This is a genomic window from Microbacterium sp. SGAir0570, assembly GCF_005491085.2.
In the GTDB taxonomy this organism is placed as follows: domain Bacteria; phylum Actinomycetota; class Actinomycetes; order Actinomycetales; family Microbacteriaceae; genus Microbacterium; species Microbacterium arborescens.
In genome coordinates this window covers 41,775-58,993 of sequence record NZ_CP027929.1, presented here as the reverse complement: position 1 = coordinate 58,993, position 17,219 = coordinate 41,775, and the positions used below count along the sequence as shown (strand labels likewise).

Below are 17,219 nucleotides of genomic sequence, written 5' to 3'. Positions count from 1 at the left end.
AGTGGCGGAATGGTGGACGTGGACGCCGACGGAGCACGTGACCCGCTGGCCCCCGAGCGGACCCGCGTCGACGACGTCGGCACTGCCGTGATCGATCTCGTCCGACGACAGGACATCGACGCGGTGATGTTCGACTGCGACGGCACCCTCGTCGACTCCGAGCCCATCGGCCACCGCGTCTGGAGCGCTCTCGCCGGCGACCTGGGCGTGGTGGCAGCCCCGGGAGCCGACGCGGAGGGCCTCAGCTTCGAGCAGCGCCTCGAGGCGCTGCGGACCACGAATCCCGCGCTTCCCCCGACCGAGGTCGTCTATGCCGAGTACTGGCGGCGCCTGCGCACAGCCTTCGAGGAGAGCCTGCAGCCCATCGAGGCGACCTACCGCCTCGCCCGCGAGCTCGTCCGCGCGAGCATTCCCGTCGCGATCGTCAGCAACAGCGCGCAGGAACGGCTGCAGTACACCGTCTCCTGCGCGCTGCCCCTGCTGGCGGGAGTGACGCTGGTGGGATGGACGCCACGCGACCGCCCCAAGCCTCACCCCGACCTCTACCGTCGAGCCGCGTCGCTCGTCGCGGCTCCAGCCGACCGGTGTCTCGCGATCGAAGACAGCGCCGTCGGCGCGCTGGCCGCCTCGCGCGCGGGCATGCGCACTCTCATCCTCGACACGGTCGTTCACTGACCCGCGGCGCTCACCGGCTCACGCTCGGCCGAAGCAGATCGGGCCGCGTGCCCCATCGGTCGAGGGCTTCCTGCGAGAGCCGGATGCCGAGGCCCGGCCCCTCGGGCACGGCGAGCATGCCGTCGGCGTCGAGCTCGGGAGGCGTCTCCAGCAGCCCGTCGATGTAGGCCGAGCCCGTGCGGTACTCCACGAGGTCGGTGCCGGCGACAGCGGACGCGAGATGCAGATCCGCGCTCAGCCCGACCGCCGTGTTCCACCCGTGCGGGATGAGCTGCACCCCGAACTCCTCGGCCAGCCAGGCCACACGGCGTGATTCGCTGAGCCCGCCGCTCTTCGTCGTGTCGGGCTGCACGATGTCGAAGGCCCCGGCGCGCATGCATCTCGCGAAGTCCTGGCGCCGCGTCAGCACCTCGCCGCCGGCGATGGGCACGCCGGCTCGAGCACGCAGAGCCGTGTAGCCCTCGATGTCATCGGGCGCCAATGCCTCCTCGAACCATGCGACGTCGTAGTCGGCGAGCATCGCCGAGGTGCGGATCGCCCACGCCGATCGGCCCGCCCAGAATCCATCCGACCCGCCGGCGTCGACGGCGAGCAGGGCATCCGGCCCGATCGCGTCGCGCGCCGCGGCGACGACATCCTCGTCGTATCGGCTGTCGCGGCGTCCGAAACCGCCCCACCCGATCTTGAACGCGTGGAAACCGTCGGCCGCGATCTCGTGGAGCGTGTCGCGCAGCGGGGCAGGGTCGTCGACCAGCAGCGACGCATACGGTCGTACACGCGACCGGTAGACGCCCCCGAGCAGCATCCCCACGGAAAGTCCCGCCGTCTGCCCCAGGATGTCCCACAGGGCGATGTCGATCCCGCTGATGGCGTGCGCGACCGCGCCCCCTCTTCCCATCCAGAAGGTATGGGCTGCCAGCGTCTGACTCACCCGCTCGGGCTCGCGCGGGTCTGCCCCGACGACCAGCGGTGTCAGGAGCTCGAGCGCGGCGCGGACGAGCGCCTCGCTCGAGTAGCAGCTGCCGACGCCGATGACGCCCTCGTCGGTGTGCACCGCGATAAGGGTGTGGATGACGTCGTCGGGGCCGTGCTCGTGCGTCCACCCACCCTCCGGGGTCGCGCCGCGCAGCCCGCACGTCTTGATCTCGGTGATCTTCATCTGATCCGCCTTCCTCACCACGGAATCCATGCTGTCGATTGTCGACAATAACCGTACCGGCCTCTTCCGGTCATTGTCGACAACGACCACCGGATTGCTACGGTGGCGGAGTGAGCTCCTCTCCGCTTCCGCCGATCCCGACCGCTTCTCGCCGCCAGCAGGTCGCCGACGTGCTGCGAGAGGCCATCACGTCCGGGGACCTCGAACCCGGACACAAGCTCACCGAGCTCGAGCTCGCGAGTCAGCTCGGGACCAGTCGTGCGCCGATCCGCGAGGCGCTCCGACAGCTGGAGCAGGAGGGGCTCGTGGTCTCCTACCCGTACCGCGGCACCGAGGTGCTCGGCGTCTCGCAGGAGGAGATCGAGAACGTCCTCGTTCCCGTCCGCCTCGCCCTCGAGCGCTTCGCCTTCGCGAAGGCGATGGAGGCGTGCACGGATGAGGATGCCGCAGGACTGGCAGCCATCATCGAGCGCATGGACGATGCGGCGTCGGCCGGCGACCTGGGTCGGCTCGCCGACGAGGACGCCCGGTTCCACGAGGCCATCGTGATCCTGTCCGGCCAGCAGCACTGCCTGCAGATCTGGCGGACGATCCAGCCCCGCGTACGCGCGTACTTCCGGCGCGATGCGTCGTTCTACAGCGACCCGCACGCCGTGGGGGCGCAGCACCGAACACTGCTCGACGCCCTGCGCGCGGGCGACCAGGACGAGGGCCGGCGCGTCATCAGCGAGCACATCCGCACGCACTTCGGCGACCCCGCGGACTCACTCCGTTCGTGATCCGCCGACGGGCCGCGCGTGCTCCGGCGGCCGCCCGACCTCGGCGACGGTGTGCCCCTCGCACTCCGCCGCCGTCACGTGCGCCCGCTCGACGCGATCCATCGCGAACCAACGTATCCCGTCGCGCAGGCGACACCATCCGATGAGGTACCAGCGGCCGCCATTCGACGCGAAAAGCACCGGCTCGACGTCGCGCGTCGTGGTGGCGCCGCTGTCGGCGGTGTAGCGGATGCGGACGACGCGCTGCTCGGCCATCGCCTGTTCGAGGGCTGATCTGACCGCACGCGAGGCGCCGGGCGCGCCGTCGACCCAGACCCGTCCGGCGAGGTCGGCCGCGTGCTTCCGGGTGCGAGGGTCGAGCACGTCCACGATCTTGCGCACGGCAGCCGATGCGAGGTCGGCGTACGGCGCGTCCGTCGCGGCCGCGACCGCGGCCATGAGCGCCACCGCCTGAGACGGCGACAGGCTGATCGGCGGGAGGGAGGACCCGGCGGCGAGCCCGTAGCCACCGCCCGGGCCGGGCCGCGACCAGATCGGCGCACCGCTGCGTTCGAGTGCATCGAGATCACGCTTGACCGTCCGAACCGACACCTCGAACTCCTGCGCCAGACGCTCGGCCGACACACCGCGCGCCCCGCTGCGGCGCAGTGTCTCGGACAGGGCGTGCAAGCGCTCCGCGCGCTTCATCGTCGGAATCGCGATGAATTCATGACATAGATGATGACACACTGCTGTCCAACACCCGGCGGATGCTGGTGTCATGACCGATCAGCTCACCTCTCCCCCGCCGATGCTCGAACGAAGGCGCTCACCCTGCCGGGCCTCGATGGCGACGACCCCGCGCACGCGACGCGCACACTCGAAGACCAGGTCGACGCGATTCTCGAGACGCTGGACTCGCTCGGTGCGTCACCCGCCGACCCGGCGGTCGTCGTCGCCCACAGCGGCGCCAACGGGCCGGTGAGCATCGTCGTCGACCGGCATCCCGAACTCGTCCGGCGCATCGTATGGGTCGATTCCGGCCCGATGGCGAGCGGCTCCGCGTTCGCGCCAGGACTGCCCGAGACCGTCTCCGAACTTCCCCTGCCCCCCTTCGACGAACTCGGGCAGCAGGCGAGCCTCGCAGGGCTCGACGCCGACCACCTCGACCGCTTCCGCGACCGCGCCATGGCCGAGCCCGCGCCGGTGGTGCGCGAACCGGTGCGCCTCACGAACGATGCGCGCCATGCCGTGCCGACCACGCTGGTGTGCTGCTCGATCTCGGGCGCGCAGGTCATTCGGATGGCCGAGAGCGGTCATCCCATGTTCGCCGAGGTCACGCGGCTTCGGCACGTCGACGTCGTCGACCTGCCCACGGGCCACTGGCCGATGTGGAGCAGGCCGCGCGAGCTCGCCGACATCATCCGGGCGGAGGTCGCGCGGGGCCGCTGACGAGCGCGCGGCATCCCGATAGTCTCGGGACATCGTTCTTGGAGGGTGGTCGATCATGCGAAGCGTTCTGCGGATCTTCTCGGCCATCACGGCGGTGCTCGCTCTCGCGGTGACCGTCGGGATCGCCCACGCCGCGCCGGCGAGCGCCCACGAGCAGACCCGGCGGGGCGCGGGCCCGTCGGCCGGCGCGAGCTCCGGCCCGAACCCACTCGCGCGCGGAGCCGCGCTGCCGACGTATTCGGCCGCGGCCCAAGCGGTGTCGGACGCGCGAGCTCAGGGCCGGACGGCCGAGGCCGACGCTTTCGAGGTGATCGCGAGCCGGCCCACCGCGACCTGGCTCGGGGAGTGGTACAGCGACGCCGAGCTCGTACGGGTGCTCCAGGCGGAGACCGCGGCGGCGGCGGCGCAGAACAAGGTCGCGACGTTCGTCATGTACGCGATCCCCGCCCGCGACTGCTCCGCCTACTCGCAGGGCGGGCTCCCGGTCGACCGCTACGGCGCGTGGGCACGGCTCATCGCGCAGACGCTGCGCGGCACGGCATCCGCCGTCATCGTCGAGCCCGACGCCCTGGCGATGCTCGGCGACTGCGAGGGCCAGGGTCCGCGGGCGACGCTGATCGGCGACGCCGTCCGTGCCCTCACCGCGGCCGGCGTCGCCGCGTACGTCGACGCGGGAAACGCGAACTGGGTGCCGCCCGAGACGATGGCCCAGCGGTTGCGCGACGCCGGGGTGCTCGAGGGCCGGGGGTTCTCCACCAACGTGTCGAACTTCTCGCCGACGGCCGACGAGCAGCGCTACGCGGAGCGCCTGCGCGCCCTTCTGGGCGGTGCCCCGCGGTACGTCATCGACACCTCGCGCAACGGCCGCGGATGGCAGGGAACGTGGTGCAACCCGACCGGGGTGGGCCTCGGTACCCCGCCGAGCATCGGCACGGACGGCTCCGGGCTCGACGCCCTGCTCTGGGTCAAGCGTCCCGGAGAGAGCGACGGGACCTGCAACGGCGGGCCCGCCGCGGGCAGCTGGTACGAGCAGGCCGCCCTCGAGCTGGTGCGCAACCGCGCGTTCTGAGCGCCGTCGGCAAGCTCAGGCGATGCCCCAGGTGACCGCGATCACCGTGACGTCGTCCTCCTGCTCGCTCTGTGCGGCACGAGCGGCGAGTTCGCTGACGACGGCGTCGATGTCGTCCCGACCGGTGACGAAGTCGCGGTAGCGGTCGATCGAGTCGAGCGATCCGCCGAAGAGGTCGAGGACGCCGTCGCTGACGCTGATGACACTGTCACCGGGCCGCAGTGCGACCTCGTCACTGGTCCAGCCGGTGCCGACACCGATGGGGAGCTGTCCCGAACGCAGGAAGAAGCTCGTGCCGTCGGCGCTCCGGACGATCGTGAGGCCATGCCCGGCATCGGCCCAGCGCAGCATCCCATCCGGGCTGATCCGCGCGTGGAAGCACGTCGTGAACTGGGTGCCGATCGTGTCGGTGGGACCCGTGTTCAGGCCGACGGCGGCGCGCCGCAGAGCCGCGGCGGGGTCGGGATCGTCGACGTTGCTGCGGATGACCGTGCGGACGGCTGCGGCGATCATCCCGGGGCCGACACCCTTGCCCATGACGTCGCCGAGAGTGAAGGCTGTGCCGCCGTCGGGCGTGGCGTACCAGTCGTAGAAATCGCCGCCGACCGTCCGGGCCGGCACGCAGACCCCCGCGACGCGGAAGCGCGGCGGGAGGTCCGAGCCGTCGACCGGCTGCAACGACCGCTGCACCACGGCGGCCTGCGAAACCTCGGCCTCGGCCAGGCGCCGGTGCCATTGCGACGCCGTGAGCTTCTGCAGCGAGCGGCGCGACAGCTCGTTCACGACGGCGCCCGCTGCCGCGTAGACGAGCACGGCGATGATCAGCCGGACGAACTCGCTCACCGTGAGTACCTGGCCGGGCGCCAGCACGAGCGGCAGCAGCAGCGTGACGCAGACGCCGACGAGGGGGACGAGGATGCGCCAGCGCCCGGGCCCGGCGGCGATCCAGATCACCGGGAGCACGACGATCGCAAGGAACACGGACTGCGTGTCGCCCGTGCCGAAGCGCAGCAAGCCGATCGCGACGAAGTCGCCGATCGGGATGATCAGCTCCGCGCGCCGCAGCACCGGCCACCGCGCCATCAGAGCGCCCAGGACCAGCAGCACCACCGCGAGAGCGGCTCCCTGCCACATCCTCGTCGCGTCCGTCACGGGGAGCCAGGGCACGGCCGCACTCGCGATGGCCGCTCCGACGACGACGGTGGCGACGATCGCCTGCCGCGCGAGGTTCTCCCATGATCGGTGTCCTGTCGCCACGACCACGGGCGTCGTCTCCGCCGGGGAGACCCGGGTGTCAGGCGGGGCGTGCGTCATGCCTCCAGTCAATACGACTCCCGCCCGCTTCGGGTCGCGGAGCCATGCCTTTTGATAGCACACGCGTGCTAACATCGGCGCATTCGTCGACTCGAGAGGACTCGATCATGATTCTGGCCGCGATCATCGCCTGCGAGGTGGGGTTCTGGGTCGCGATCGTCGCCGGCCTCGTCGCCCGCTACGCCCTCAACCGCCCCCGACTCGGTGCGATGCTGCTCCTCGCAGCGCCGCTGATCGACCTGCTCCTGCTCCTGCTCGTCGCAGCGGACCTGATCGGCGGCGGGACGGCCTCCTGGCACCACGGCCTCGCCGCGCTCTACATCGGCATCTCCGTCGCGTACGGGCACCGGATGATCGCCTGGGCCGACGCGAAGGTCGCCACACATTTCCGGGGCGCCGCCCCACGCCCCGCGCTGTACGGCGCGGCGTATGCCGTCGCCTGCTGGAAGGACGTCCCGCGCACACTGCTCGCGGCGGCGATCGCTGCCTCGATCCTGGGCGGGCTCATCGTCGTCGTCGGCGACGCGGACCGCACCTCGGAGCTGCTCGGGTTCTTCCCCATTCTCGGGGTGATCGTCGGGATCGACCTGCTCTGGGCGATCAGCTACTCCCTCTGGCCCAAGCGGGCTCCCGTCGCTGCGGGATGATGTTGGCATGCCCCGCCTGATCGACCACGACCACCGCAACGACGAGATCGCTGCGGCCGCGTTCCGAGTGCTCGCCCGCGACGGGGTCGCGGCACTGTCGGTACGGCGGGTGGCGGACGAGGCGGGGATCGCGACCGCATCCCTTCGTCGCGCGTTCTCCACGCAGGATGAGCTGCGCCGATTCTGCTTGGAGCGACTGCAACAGGACGTCACGACCCGCCTGCTCGCCGTGACCGGCCAGGGCCGCGAACGCGCGATGCGCTGGATGCGTGAGCTGCTGCCGCTCGACGATTCCCGGCGTACCGAGCTGCTGGTTCAGCTCCAACTGACCCGGCTCGCACTCACCGATGACGGCTTACGAGGCCACGCCCGCGACCTGCACGACGGCGTCCATCGGGTCTGTGCCGCCGCCGTGGAGGAGCTCGCGGCCGCGGGAGAGCTCGCGTCTCACCTCGACCCGGTCCTCGAGACGGAGCGACTGCACGCGCTCCTCGACGGGCTGGCGCTGCACCTCATCTGGACCTCGTCGATCGACACTGTCGTCAACGCCGATGAGGTGCTCGCGCGCCACCTCGACTCGCTCGCCGGCTAGCGCTTCTTCGCGCCTCAGTCGCGGGTGTCGCTCGGCGCCGGAGCGTCGGCGAACTCGTCGACGAAGAGCGAATCGCGGTCGAGGGTCTTGTTCCGGTATGCCTGCCGCCCCACCATGTGCGCCGACAGAGGAGCCGTCGCCAGCTGGATGAGCGCGACGGGGACGAGGAAGGCGACGACCGGCCACGAGTGCAGCGAGACGCCGACCGCGATGCAGATCAGGATGAAGCCGAGCACCTGCGGCTTCGTGGCGGCGTGAAGGCGGGTCGGCACGTCGCGGAAACGCAGCAAGCCGATCGCCGCCGTGAGGCACAGCAGCGCCCCGATGAGGACGAGCACGAGGGCGATGACGTCGGTGATGGTCATGATGCGTCCGTGTTGTCCTTCCGCGCGACGAAGCGCGCGATCGAGATCGAACCGAACACGCCGACCGCGGCGACGATCAGCAGCACGGGCAAGGTGCGGGTGTGATGGTTGATCGCCATCTCGGCGCCGAGCGCGCAGATGACGAGCGTCAGCAGCACGTCGGAGGCGACGGCGCGGTCGAGGATCGACGGGCCGACGATGATGCGCCACAGCGTGAGCAGCGCCGAGACGGCGAAGACGACCGAGATGACGACGATGAGCCAGGTCATGAGCGCTCCCTCCGCAGGTCCGAGAGCTGGTGCGCCTGCTCCTTCGAGCCGACTGCACGCACGATGCGCTCCTCCCAGTGCTGGATCTCACGCCTCTGGTGCTCGAGCTGCTCCTGCGTGCGGATGCCGATGGCGTGCACGTACAGGATGCGGCGATCGCGGTCGATGTCGATGATCAGCGAGCCGGGGATGAGGGATGCCGTCACCGCGACGTGCGTCATGATCAGGTCGTCGTCGGTGCGCAGCGGCACAGCGATGATCGCAGCGCCCGGCTGACGGCGCGGATCGATGACCTGCCAGGCGACCAGCAGCGATCCCTTGACGAGCGAGAGGAGGAACTCGAGGAAGAAGACGACGCCCCACCAGATGTTGACCCGACCCGACAGCTCGACCGGCGGCAGCCGGAATACGCGCGTCACGAAGAGGGCCACCACGATCCCCGTCAGCGCCGCGAGCACGGTGAACTGACCCCACAGCAGCATCCACAGCGCGACCAGCCAGACGAAGAACGGCAGCTGTCGCCAGAGCGCGGTCGCGGCATTGCGCTTCGCCTCGCCCATCATCACTGCACCTCCTGCTCGAGCTGACTGATCGTGACCGGCTGCAGGAGCGATTCTCCGATGGCGGCGCACAGGTCGTACAAAGGCCCGGCGAAGACGGTCAGCGCCACGGTCACCGCGACCATTCCGGCCGTCGCGGTCGTCATGATGCGCGGGATGACGCGCTTCTCGGTCTGGACGTCGGCCCCCTCGGCATCCCCGAGGTAGGCGATGCGCGAGTCGGTCTCGCTCTCACCCTCGCCGACCTCGTCCTTCTCCCGCCAGAACGAGAGGTTCCACGCGCGCATCAGGGCGTAGAGGGTGAGGAGCGAGGTGATGATGCCCGCGACGATCAGCACGTACATCAGCGGGGTGCCCTCGTCGGCGGCCGCGTCGAAGAGCGCGTATTTGCCGATGAAGCCCGAGAAGGGCGGGAGCCCCCCGAGGTTGATCGCCGGGATGAAGTAGAGCACGGCCAGCAGCGGTGCGGCCCGCATGAGGCCCTTGACCTTCAGGATGGAGGTCGACCCCGCGCGTCGCTCCACGAGCCCCACCGCGAGGAAGAGGGTCGTCTGAACGACGATGTGGTGGACGATGTAGTAGATCGTGGCCCCGACGGCCGCCGGCGTCGCGATCGCGAGGCCGAAGATCATGTAGCCGATATGGCTCACCAGCGTGAACGACAGGATGCGTTTGAGCTCGGCCTGCGCCACGGCGCCGAGCACTCCGACGATCATCGTCGCCAGCGCCACGATCAGCAGCAGCGTATTGACATCGTTGTCCTGGAAGATCTCCGTCTCGGTGCGGATGATCGCGTACACGCCGACCTTCGTCAGCAGACCCGCGAACACCGCGGTGACAGGAGCGGGGGCCGTCGGATACGAATCGGGCAGCCAGAACGACAGCGGGAAGACGGCGGCCTTGATGCTGAACGCGAGCAGCAGCAGCAGGTGCAGGACGAGCTGCGTCTCCTGGGGCAGCTCCGTCATCCGCTGCGAGAGCTGCACCATGTTGACGGTGCCGAGCGCGCCGTAGATCGCCGCGATCGCCGACAGGAACAGGATCGACGACACGAGCGAGACGACGATGTAGACGACGCCCGTGCGGATGCGCGACTCGGTCGAGCCGAGGGTGATGAGCACGTACGACGCAACGAGCAGGATCTCGAACCCGACGTACAGGTTGAACAGGTCGCCCGCGATGAAGGCGTTGAAGATGCCCGCCGAGAGGATGAGGTACGACGGGTGGAAGATCGAGACCGGCGTCTCGTCGTCACCGTCGGCGGCGCCCTGGCCGACCGAGAAGAGCAGAACCGCGAGCAGGACGACGCTCGAGACGACGACCAGCAGCGCGGCCAGCCGGTCGACGTAGAGCACGATGCCGAAGGGGATCGGCCAGCCGCCGACCGAGACCGCGATCGGCACGCCGGTGGCGTTGATGGCGTTCAGGAGCACCGCCGCGATCACGAGCGTCGCGGTGAGCGTGACGATCGAGACCCCGACCTGGATGCGGCGGCGGCGACCGAAGATGAGGGCGATCGCGGCCCCCAGCAGGGGCAGCGTCACGAGGAGGGGAACCAGGGCGCTCATCGGTCTCCTCCGGGGCGATCGGTGGGCGCGTCGTCGCGCAGCGCGTCGAAGTCGCGCGAGTGCAGCACGGTGATGGGCGAGGTCTGATCGCCGACGAAGTCGGTCGTGGCGTCGTCGTCCTCGTCGGTGATCTCCTGCTCCATCGCCTCGTCGTCTTCGGCGACACGATCACGCACGGCGAGGTCGGCCTCGTCGTCCTCGACCGTGTCGGCCTGACCGAGCTGCCAGGAACGGTAGATCAGGGCCAGCAGGAACGCCGACACCGCGAAGGTGATGACGATCGCCGTGAGCGTCAGGGCCTGCGGCAGCGGGTCGCTGAACTCCGAAGGGTCGTCGGCGGAGCCGTAGAACGGCGCGACGCCGGGCGCCCCCATGACGACGAGGAGGAACAGGTTGGCCGCGTTGCCGAGCAGCAGGAACCCGATGAGCACGCGCGTCAGGCTGCGCTCGAGCATCGCGTAGACGCCGGCGGCGAACAGGACACCCATGACGATGATGAGGATCAGCGAGACGTTCATCGGGCGAGCTCCTCTCGCTCCTTGCGCTGGCGGTCGACTTCAGCGCCCAGCGAGCGGAGCACGTCGAGGACGAGACCGATCACCACGAGATACACGCCGACGTCGAAGATCGTCGAGGTGACGAACTCGACGTGGCCGAGGACCGGCAGTTCCGCTTCCCAGAACGTGCTGGTGAGAGCTGGTGCCCCGAAGAAGAGGGGGACGACCGCCGTGCCGACGGCGAGCGCCATCCCGACGCCCAGCAGCCGCCCGGCATCCGCGGGAGCCGCCGCACCGAGCTCGTACGGGCCGCCCGCGACGTAGCGCATGACGAGCGCCATGCCCGCGACGAGTCCGCCGGCGAAGCCGCCGCCCGGCAGGTTGTGGCCGGCGAACAGCAGGTAGAGTGAGACGACGATGATCGTGTGGAACAGGATGCGGACGATCACCTCGAGCATGATCGAGCGCGTCTCGGGCCGGAGCTTCTGCCCGCCCACGAGCCAGGCCTGCCGAGACGAGCCCGAGCCGGCACGCGGACGCGGGCCCTCCGCCGTCTCGACGAGCGGGCGCCGGGTGCGGAGCGCGCCGGTCGGCAGCGACGAGATCGCCCGCGAGAGCGTGTCGGAACGGTGGGTGACGAAGACGAGCGAGGCCACGCCCGTCGCCGCGAGGATGAGCACCGACAGCTCACCCATCGTGTCCCAGCCGCGCAGGTCGACGAGGGTCACGTTGACGACGTTCTTGCCGTGGCCGATCTCATAGGCGAGGTCGGGGAACGCGGTCGAGATCGGCTCGGCGACGCGGGCGCTGGTCGCGACGATCGCCACGAGCGCCATCGTCGCGCCGACGCCGATTCCGAGCAGCGCGCGCCCGATCGGCCAGACCGAGGCATTGTGGTCGCCCATCCGCGACGGGATGCGGCGCAGCACCAGCGCGAAGGCGATGAGCGTCACGGTCTCGACGAGGATCTGCGTCAGGGCGAGATCGGGCGCACCGGCCGAGGCGAAGAGCGCGACCATGCCGAGCCCGGTCACCGACACGAGCACGACGCCCGTGTAACGCTTCCGCGCGCGCACCGCGATGATGCCCGCGATGATCATGATCGGTGCGACGAAGACCTGCATCGGCGAGTGCCACGCGGCCAGGTCTGCCTGCCAGCCTCCGTGCGCGATGAGTGCAGTGCCCTCGGCCGCGACGAAGACGACGAAGATCGTTCCGACGTAGACCGGGAGCGACCCGCGCTGGGTCAGCGACGTCGTCCAGACCGAGGTCCGCACGATCGCACGGACCGTGCCGTTGTAGGCGTCGACCGCTGTGAAGGGAAGCCAGCGACGCTGCGTGCCGTCGCGCCGGCCGACGAACCAGAACAGCACCAGACCGGCGAGGATGCTGCCGATCGAGAGGAACAGCGCCGGCTCGAGACCGTGCCACAGAGCCAGGTGGTACTCGTAGCCGTCGGCGCCGGCCACCTCGGGCATCGTGTCGGCGTAACCCGAGAATGCGACGTCGAGCAGGGGTGCCGCGACACCGCCGACGATGGTCAGGCCGCTCAGCAGCACCGGGGCCGCGAGGAAACCGATGGGCGGGTCGGGCCACTCGGTACGGGGCAGAGTCTCGCCCGCGGCATCCTTCTTCGTGAAGAACGCCCCCCACACGAAGCGGGCGCCGTAGGCGGTGGTCAGGAGCGACCCGAGCACGATTCCGATGAGAGGCGCGAGGGCTTCGGGATCGGTGCCTCCCTCGAGCAACGACGAGAGCGCCGCCTCTTTCGCGACGAAGCCGACGGTGGGCGCGAGGCCCACCATCGAACCGATCGCGATGATCGAGAAGACCGCGAGCGTCGGCGCCTGCCGGCCCACCCCGGAGAGCTCACGGATGTCGCGAGTGGACAGCTGCCGGTCGATGACGCCGACCACGAGGAAGAGCGACGACTTGAAGAGCGCGTGACCGACGAGCAGGGCCAGACCCGCGAGAGCGGAGTTGCGCTCTCCGTAGCCCAGCACGACCGTCAGCATGCCGAGCTGGCTGACGGTGCCGAAGGCGAGGATGCGCTTGAGGTCGGATTCGCGCAGCGCCTGCAATCCGCCGAGCAGCATCGTGAAGACGCCGAGTCCGATGACCATCGGGCGCCACGGATCCTCGTGGGCGAAAGCGGGGGCGAGGCGGGCGATCAAGTAGATGCCCGCCTTCACCATCGCGGCCGCGTGCAGGTACGCGCTCACCGGCGTGGGTGCGGCCATCGCGCCCGGAAGCCAGAAGTGGAAGGGGAAGATCGCCGACTTGCTCAGGGCGCCGACGAGGGTCAGCGCGATGGCGACGTTCAGCAGCGCGCCGTCGGGGGCCGGTGACGCGACGATCGTGCTCAGGCTCGTCGTGCCGTACAGCACGACCAGCATGACGACGCCGATGAGCATCACGAGCCCGCCGAGGGTCGTGACGAGCAGAGCCTGCAGAGCCGCGCGCCGGCTCGCACCGCGGGCGTTGTAGAACCCGATCAGGAGATACGACAGGACGCTCGTGATCTCCCAGAACATCACCAGCACGACGATGTCGTCGGTCAGGACGAGGCCGTACATGGCACCGGCGAAGGCCAGCAGCACGGCGGCGAACTGCCCGACGCCGACCTTCTTGCCGTCGAAGTACCAGCGGCAGTAGATCATCACGAGCGCACCGACGCCCGTGACGATGAGCGTCATGATCCACGCGAGGGTGTCCATCCGCATCGACAGCGCGATGTCGAGCTGGGGGATCCAGGCGTATGACTCGAACGGAATGCCACCGCTCAGAACCTCAGGAGCGCGGCGGGCCGCATCGACGAACGCGGCGATGGGCAGCAGGGCTGCGACGAAGAATGCGCGGGCGCCGATCCGCTTGATCAACCACGGCAGAACCAACGGAAGAACCGCGAACGCACCGAGGAAGATCAGCAACAGGCCTCCTCTGGGCGTGGGGGGTCGTGTCATCCATCTTACCGACAGGATGACGGTCCTGCGCCCCGGGATCTAAGATTCGGCGGCGACGGGCCCCGTCGTGTTCCCGATGCGGAACGTACTGGTGAACCACTGCGAGTCGGGCGTGTCGCCGCCGAGCAGCGCAGCGACAGCCTCGCCGGCGGCGCGCCCCTTCTGCCACGCGGGCTGCACGAGAGTGGTCAGCTCGTAGGGCGCCAGGCCGTCGACGACGATGCCGTCGAAGCCGGTGATGCTGACATCGTCGGGCACCCGCAGTCCGGCTTCCTCCGCCGCGCGCAGCACGCCGACGGCGAGCAGGTCGCTCTGCGCGACGATCGCGGTCGGCCGAGGGCCGTCACCCGCGAACAGGGCGCGGCCGACCGCGGCGCCGGCGTCGATCGAGCTGTCGACAGCGGCGTAGGCCGCGGCATCCGGGAACACGTCGCGGAATCCGGCGAGCCGGTCGGCCACCACGTCGACCGAGGTGGTGCTCTCGTCGTCACGCGACAGCCAGCCCGACTCCGACCCCCACCGCACCGGCATCGTCACCGCGACGACGTTCGTGTGCCCGAGATCGCGGACGTGCTCGGCGGCCAGACGCTGCGCCTCGCGGTTGTCGAGCGCGATGCGGGGCACCCCCTCTCCCCCGTCGCCCTCGATGACGACGACCGGGATGCCGCGGGCGCGCACGCTCGCGAGGTGATCGCGCAGCAGCGCGCTGCATCCGATCAGCACGGCGGCGTCGATCGGAGCCGTCATGAGGGTCGGCTCGCCCGCGACGACGCTGCCTTCGCGCAGCAGCAGCAGGCCCGCACCGATGGGAGCGACCGCATCGGCGAGCGCATCCATCGTCGTGCGCATGACGGGGTCGCCGAAGACGCTGCCGAGTCGCCCTCCGCTGACGACGCCGATGATGCCGCTGCGTCCGCGTCGGAGCGACGCCGCGCGCGGGTCCGGCCCGAGGTATCCGAGCTCGGCTGCGGCCGCGAGGACCTTCGCCCGGGTCGCCTCGCTCACGGGCGTCTTGCCACTGAAGACGACGGATGCCGTCGACGGCGAGACCCCGGCCGCGTGTGCGACATCCGAGATGGTGGGCCGACGAGCATTCACGCCCCGATCGTACCTGGCTGTCGTGCGACGTCGAATCGATTCGGTACGCTGACCCGGTGACCGATGTGCTCTCCCGTTCCGTCTACCTGCGCTGGCGCAACGCCGTCTTCGCGATCTTCGCCGCGAGCGGCCTGAGCATCGCCACCTGGGCGGCGCGCGTTCCCACGATCAAAGAAGACCTCGGCATCGAGAACCGCGAGATCGGACTGGCGTTGCTCGCGATGGGGATCGCCTCGATCCTCGGGCTCTCCGCGAGCTCCGTCATCATCGCCCGGCTCGGCACCCGCACCGGCATGTTCGGGGTGCTGATCACGCTGTCGATCGGCCTCGCGATCCTCGGGCTCGGCAGCGGTTTCTTCCACTCGTACGCGATGCTCATCGTCGGGCTCGCGCTGTTCGGATTCGGCAACGGATGCCTCGACGTCATGATGAACGTCGACGGTGCCGCCATCGAGACGCAGTCGGGCAAGACGATCCTGCCCCTGTTCCACGCCTTCTTCAGCTTCGGAACCGTGATCGGCGCGGGGCTCGGCGCCATCGCCGCGGGCCTGCGGATCGGCGTCGCGATCCACGCCGTCACCATCGCCGCCCTCATCGTGGTGCTTGCGATCGTCGCGATCGCGAACGTCCCCCGCCGGGCGGTCACCGACGCCGTCGCCGCCGATTCCGCGGCACCCGAGGCGGCGCCCGCCGACGGTCCCGCGCCCGGCTGGCGTCAGCGCCTTGCCGTGTCGCTTTCGGCCTGGCGCGAGCCGCGGACCTACACGCTCGGCATCATCATGCTCGGCATGGCCTTCGCCGAAGGCGGTGCGAACGACTGGCTCGCGCTCGGCGTGGTCGAGCACGAGGGCGGAACCGCCGCCATCGGCGCTGCGGCCCTCACCGTCTTCAGCGTGTCGATGACCGTGGTGCGCGTCTTCGGCGGACCCCTCGTCGACCGCTTCGGCCGCGTCGCGACGCTGCGCGTGCTCGCCGTCGCCGCGACAGCCGGCATCCTGCTGTTCATCCTCGCCCCGAACCTGCCGCTCGTCTTCGTCGGCGCGGCGCTGTGGGGCATCGGGGCGTCGCTCGGCTTCCCGCTCGGGATGTCGGCCGCCGCCGACGACCCCGCCCGCGCGGCCGCGCGCGTCAGTGCCGCCGCGACGATCGGCTACGTCGCGTTCCTGTGCGGGCCGCCGGTCCTCGGCTTCATCAGCGACCACATCGGCCTGCTGCCGACGCTGTTCATCCTGGTGGTGCTCGTTGCGGCATCCGGTCTCGCCTCGTCCGCCGCGAAGCCGCTGCCCGGGGCCAAGGTCGGCGCCGGGCGCCACTGACCCGTCGCGCGAGGTCCGCGCCGCGTCACCGCGCCGCGAGGTCCCAGTTGGGCCGGGTATCCCGCCACCATTCCCCGCCCAACTGGGACCTCGGCGGAGCGGTGAAGCGGGCGGGGGCAGATGGCCTGGCGGACGAGTCGGGGTCGTGTGAGCCGAGCCGGTCCCGTCCGGTCAACAGGCTCAACCGTGCTCGCTGACGGCCCGCGGGGCTTCAACGGCAGGTGAGCCTGACGACGGGACAACCGGCAGATGCCGGCGCGGTAGCTCAGAACCGCGGCAGCGGCACCCCCATGCCGCGAAGCAGGGCGCGCATCGCGTCGACAAGCAACCCGGTGGGGACCGGCGCTGCGACCGCGTCGGCTGCGGCACCGTCGAGAACCCAGCGGATCGCGCGAGCCCGGCCGGCGCACGACGTCGGGTCTGCATCGAGAGCCTGCGCGAGGTGCTGCGCGAGGAAGTCGTCGATCGCCGCGGTCTCGGCGGCGAGCGCTTCGCGGACGGGCTCGAGCCGTTCGACGTCGCCGATCGCCCGGACGAGCCCGGGGTACAACTCGGCGGCGAGCTCCGCCTCGAGGTGCGCGGCATAGGCCAGAACGGCATCCATACCCGCTGCCCGCTCAGTGATCTCGGCCAGCGCCCGTTCCGTCTCGGAGCGCCCGGCCTCGAGCACTCCGACCAGGAGGTCGAGCTTCGTCGGGAAGTAGTGGAACAGCGTGCCCGACGACACGCCCGCGCGACGGTGGATCGACGCAGTGGTGGCGGCCGCGTATCCGGATGCGGCGAACTCGGCCGCCGCGGCATCCAAGATCGCCGAACGTCGCTCTTCGAAGCGTTCTGGATCGCGTCGGCGTGGCACGGGAGCCACGATAACCCGCTGATCGTTAATAGAGTGCCCACTCTAGAGCGGCTAATCTACT

General features: G+C 70.2%; 18 protein-coding genes. 7 read left to right on the top strand and 11 right to left on the bottom strand.

All coding sequences use genetic code 11. The features are described 5' to 3' along the window. The first annotated feature begins 9 nt into the window (after positions 1 to 9). Positions 10 to 675, top strand: a complete 666-nt coding sequence (locus tag C1N74_RS00310) for an HAD family phosphatase (protein ID WP_181405563.1) — start codon at positions 10 to 12, stop codon at positions 673 to 675. 10 nt (positions 676 to 685) lie between these two features. Here the strand turns inward: C1N74_RS00310 and C1N74_RS00305 are convergent, their stop codons facing one another. Further along, positions 686 to 1,834, bottom strand: coding sequence for a mandelate racemase/muconate lactonizing enzyme family protein (locus tag C1N74_RS00305; RefSeq protein WP_071918804.1), 1,149 nt, complete (start codon positions 1,832 to 1,834; stop codon positions 686 to 688). Between the two features lie 110 nt (positions 1,835 to 1,944). Here C1N74_RS00305 and C1N74_RS00300 point away from each other — a divergent pair, with 110 nt between their 5' ends. Continuing rightward, positions 1,945 to 2,613 (top strand): GntR family transcriptional regulator, encoded by a 669-nt coding sequence (locus C1N74_RS00300; RefSeq protein ID WP_052007649.1) that lies wholly within the window; start codon positions 1,945 to 1,947, stop codon positions 2,611 to 2,613. On the opposite strand, the gene C1N74_RS00295 is transcribed toward C1N74_RS00300, so the two are convergent. Next, a complete protein-coding gene (locus tag C1N74_RS00295; protein WP_137749720.1) occupies positions 2,599 to 3,300 on the bottom strand; it encodes a YafY family protein in 702 nt (233 codons plus the stop codon). The two genes, C1N74_RS00300 and C1N74_RS00295, sit on opposite strands and share 15 nt — an antisense overlap. 30 nt (positions 3,301 to 3,330) lie before the next feature. Between C1N74_RS00295 and C1N74_RS00290 the strand changes: the two genes are divergently transcribed. Together C1N74_RS00290 and C1N74_RS00285 are read left to right on the top strand one after the other, a co-directional pair. Further along, positions 3,331 to 4,044: an alpha/beta fold hydrolase gene (locus tag C1N74_RS00290; protein WP_137749719.1), complete on the top strand. Its 714-nt coding sequence runs from the start codon at positions 3,331 to 3,333 to the stop codon at positions 4,042 to 4,044. Between the two features lie 55 nt (positions 4,045 to 4,099). Next, entirely contained in the window at positions 4,100 to 5,113 is a 1,014-nt protein-coding gene (locus C1N74_RS00285) for a glycoside hydrolase family 6 protein (protein ID WP_137749718.1), read from the top strand. A 15-nt stretch (positions 5,114 to 5,128) separates the two neighbouring features. Here C1N74_RS00285 and C1N74_RS00280 read toward each other — a convergent pair whose 3' ends face one another. Beyond that, a complete protein-coding gene (locus C1N74_RS00280) occupies positions 5,129 to 6,427 on the bottom strand; it encodes a PP2C family protein-serine/threonine phosphatase (RefSeq protein ID WP_023953360.1) in 1,299 nt (432 codons plus the stop codon). 107 nt (positions 6,428 to 6,534) lie between these two features. On the opposite strand from C1N74_RS00280, the gene C1N74_RS00275 reads away from it, so the two are divergent. Together C1N74_RS00275 and C1N74_RS00270 are read left to right on the top strand one after the other, a co-directional pair. Next, complete coding sequence (locus C1N74_RS00275) at positions 6,535 to 7,074, top strand: hypothetical protein (protein ID WP_023953362.1); 540 nt, start codon at positions 6,535 to 6,537, stop codon at positions 7,072 to 7,074. Positions 7,075 to 7,081: 7 nt separating this feature from the next. Next, positions 7,082 to 7,666 (top strand): TetR/AcrR family transcriptional regulator, encoded by a 585-nt coding sequence (locus tag C1N74_RS00270; protein WP_023953364.1) that lies wholly within the window; start codon positions 7,082 to 7,084, stop codon positions 7,664 to 7,666. Between the two features lie 14 nt (positions 7,667 to 7,680). Here C1N74_RS00270 and mnhG read toward each other — a convergent pair whose 3' ends face one another. The 7 genes from mnhG to C1N74_RS00235 all read right to left on the bottom strand — a co-directional run bounded on the left by mnhG (position 7,681) and on the right by C1N74_RS00235 (position 14,986). Continuing rightward, positions 7,681 to 8,031: a monovalent cation/H(+) antiporter subunit G gene (gene mnhG / locus C1N74_RS00265; RefSeq protein ID WP_023953366.1), complete on the bottom strand. Its 351-nt coding sequence runs from the start codon at positions 8,029 to 8,031 to the stop codon at positions 7,681 to 7,683. Further along, complete coding sequence (locus C1N74_RS00260; protein WP_023953368.1) at positions 8,028 to 8,300, bottom strand: monovalent cation/H+ antiporter complex subunit F; 273 nt, start codon at positions 8,298 to 8,300, stop codon at positions 8,028 to 8,030. Before C1N74_RS00260 ends, mnhG begins: the two co-directional genes overlap by 4 nt. Further along, the gene (locus C1N74_RS00255; RefSeq protein ID WP_052007652.1) at positions 8,297 to 8,860 is read right to left on the bottom strand and encodes a Na+/H+ antiporter subunit E; all 564 of its coding nucleotides are present in this window, start codon (positions 8,858 to 8,860) and stop codon (positions 8,297 to 8,299) included. The genes C1N74_RS00260 and C1N74_RS00255 overlap by 4 nt, the downstream gene beginning before the upstream one ends. Positions 8,861 to 8,862: 2 nt before the next feature. Beyond that, positions 8,863 to 10,428, bottom strand: a complete 1,566-nt coding sequence (locus tag C1N74_RS00250; RefSeq protein WP_023953372.1) for a Na+/H+ antiporter subunit D — start codon at positions 10,426 to 10,428, stop codon at positions 8,863 to 8,865. After that, positions 10,425 to 10,946, bottom strand: a complete 522-nt coding sequence (locus tag C1N74_RS00245; RefSeq protein ID WP_023953374.1) for a Na(+)/H(+) antiporter subunit C — start codon at positions 10,944 to 10,946, stop codon at positions 10,425 to 10,427. The genes C1N74_RS00250 and C1N74_RS00245 overlap by 4 nt, the downstream gene beginning before the upstream one ends. Further along, positions 10,943 to 13,855, bottom strand: coding sequence for a Na+/H+ antiporter subunit A (locus tag C1N74_RS00240; protein ID WP_023953376.1), 2,913 nt, complete (start codon positions 13,853 to 13,855; stop codon positions 10,943 to 10,945). Before C1N74_RS00240 ends, C1N74_RS00245 begins: the two co-directional genes overlap by 4 nt. Positions 13,856 to 13,927: 72 nt before the next feature. After that, the gene (locus tag C1N74_RS00235; protein WP_023953377.1) at positions 13,928 to 14,986 is read right to left on the bottom strand and encodes a LacI family DNA-binding transcriptional regulator; all 1,059 of its coding nucleotides are present in this window, start codon (positions 14,984 to 14,986) and stop codon (positions 13,928 to 13,930) included. A 56-nt stretch (positions 14,987 to 15,042) separates the two neighbouring features. Here C1N74_RS00235 and C1N74_RS00230 point away from each other — a divergent pair, with 56 nt between their 5' ends. Further along, positions 15,043 to 16,302 (top strand): MFS transporter, encoded by a 1,260-nt coding sequence (locus C1N74_RS00230; RefSeq protein WP_258317952.1) that lies wholly within the window; start codon positions 15,043 to 15,045, stop codon positions 16,300 to 16,302. A gap of 265 nt (positions 16,303 to 16,567) precedes the next feature. On the opposite strand, the gene C1N74_RS00225 is transcribed toward C1N74_RS00230, so the two are convergent. Next, positions 16,568 to 17,158 (bottom strand): TetR/AcrR family transcriptional regulator, encoded by a 591-nt coding sequence (locus C1N74_RS00225; protein ID WP_137749716.1) that lies wholly within the window; start codon positions 17,156 to 17,158, stop codon positions 16,568 to 16,570. Between the last annotated feature and the right edge of the window lie 61 nt (positions 17,159 to 17,219).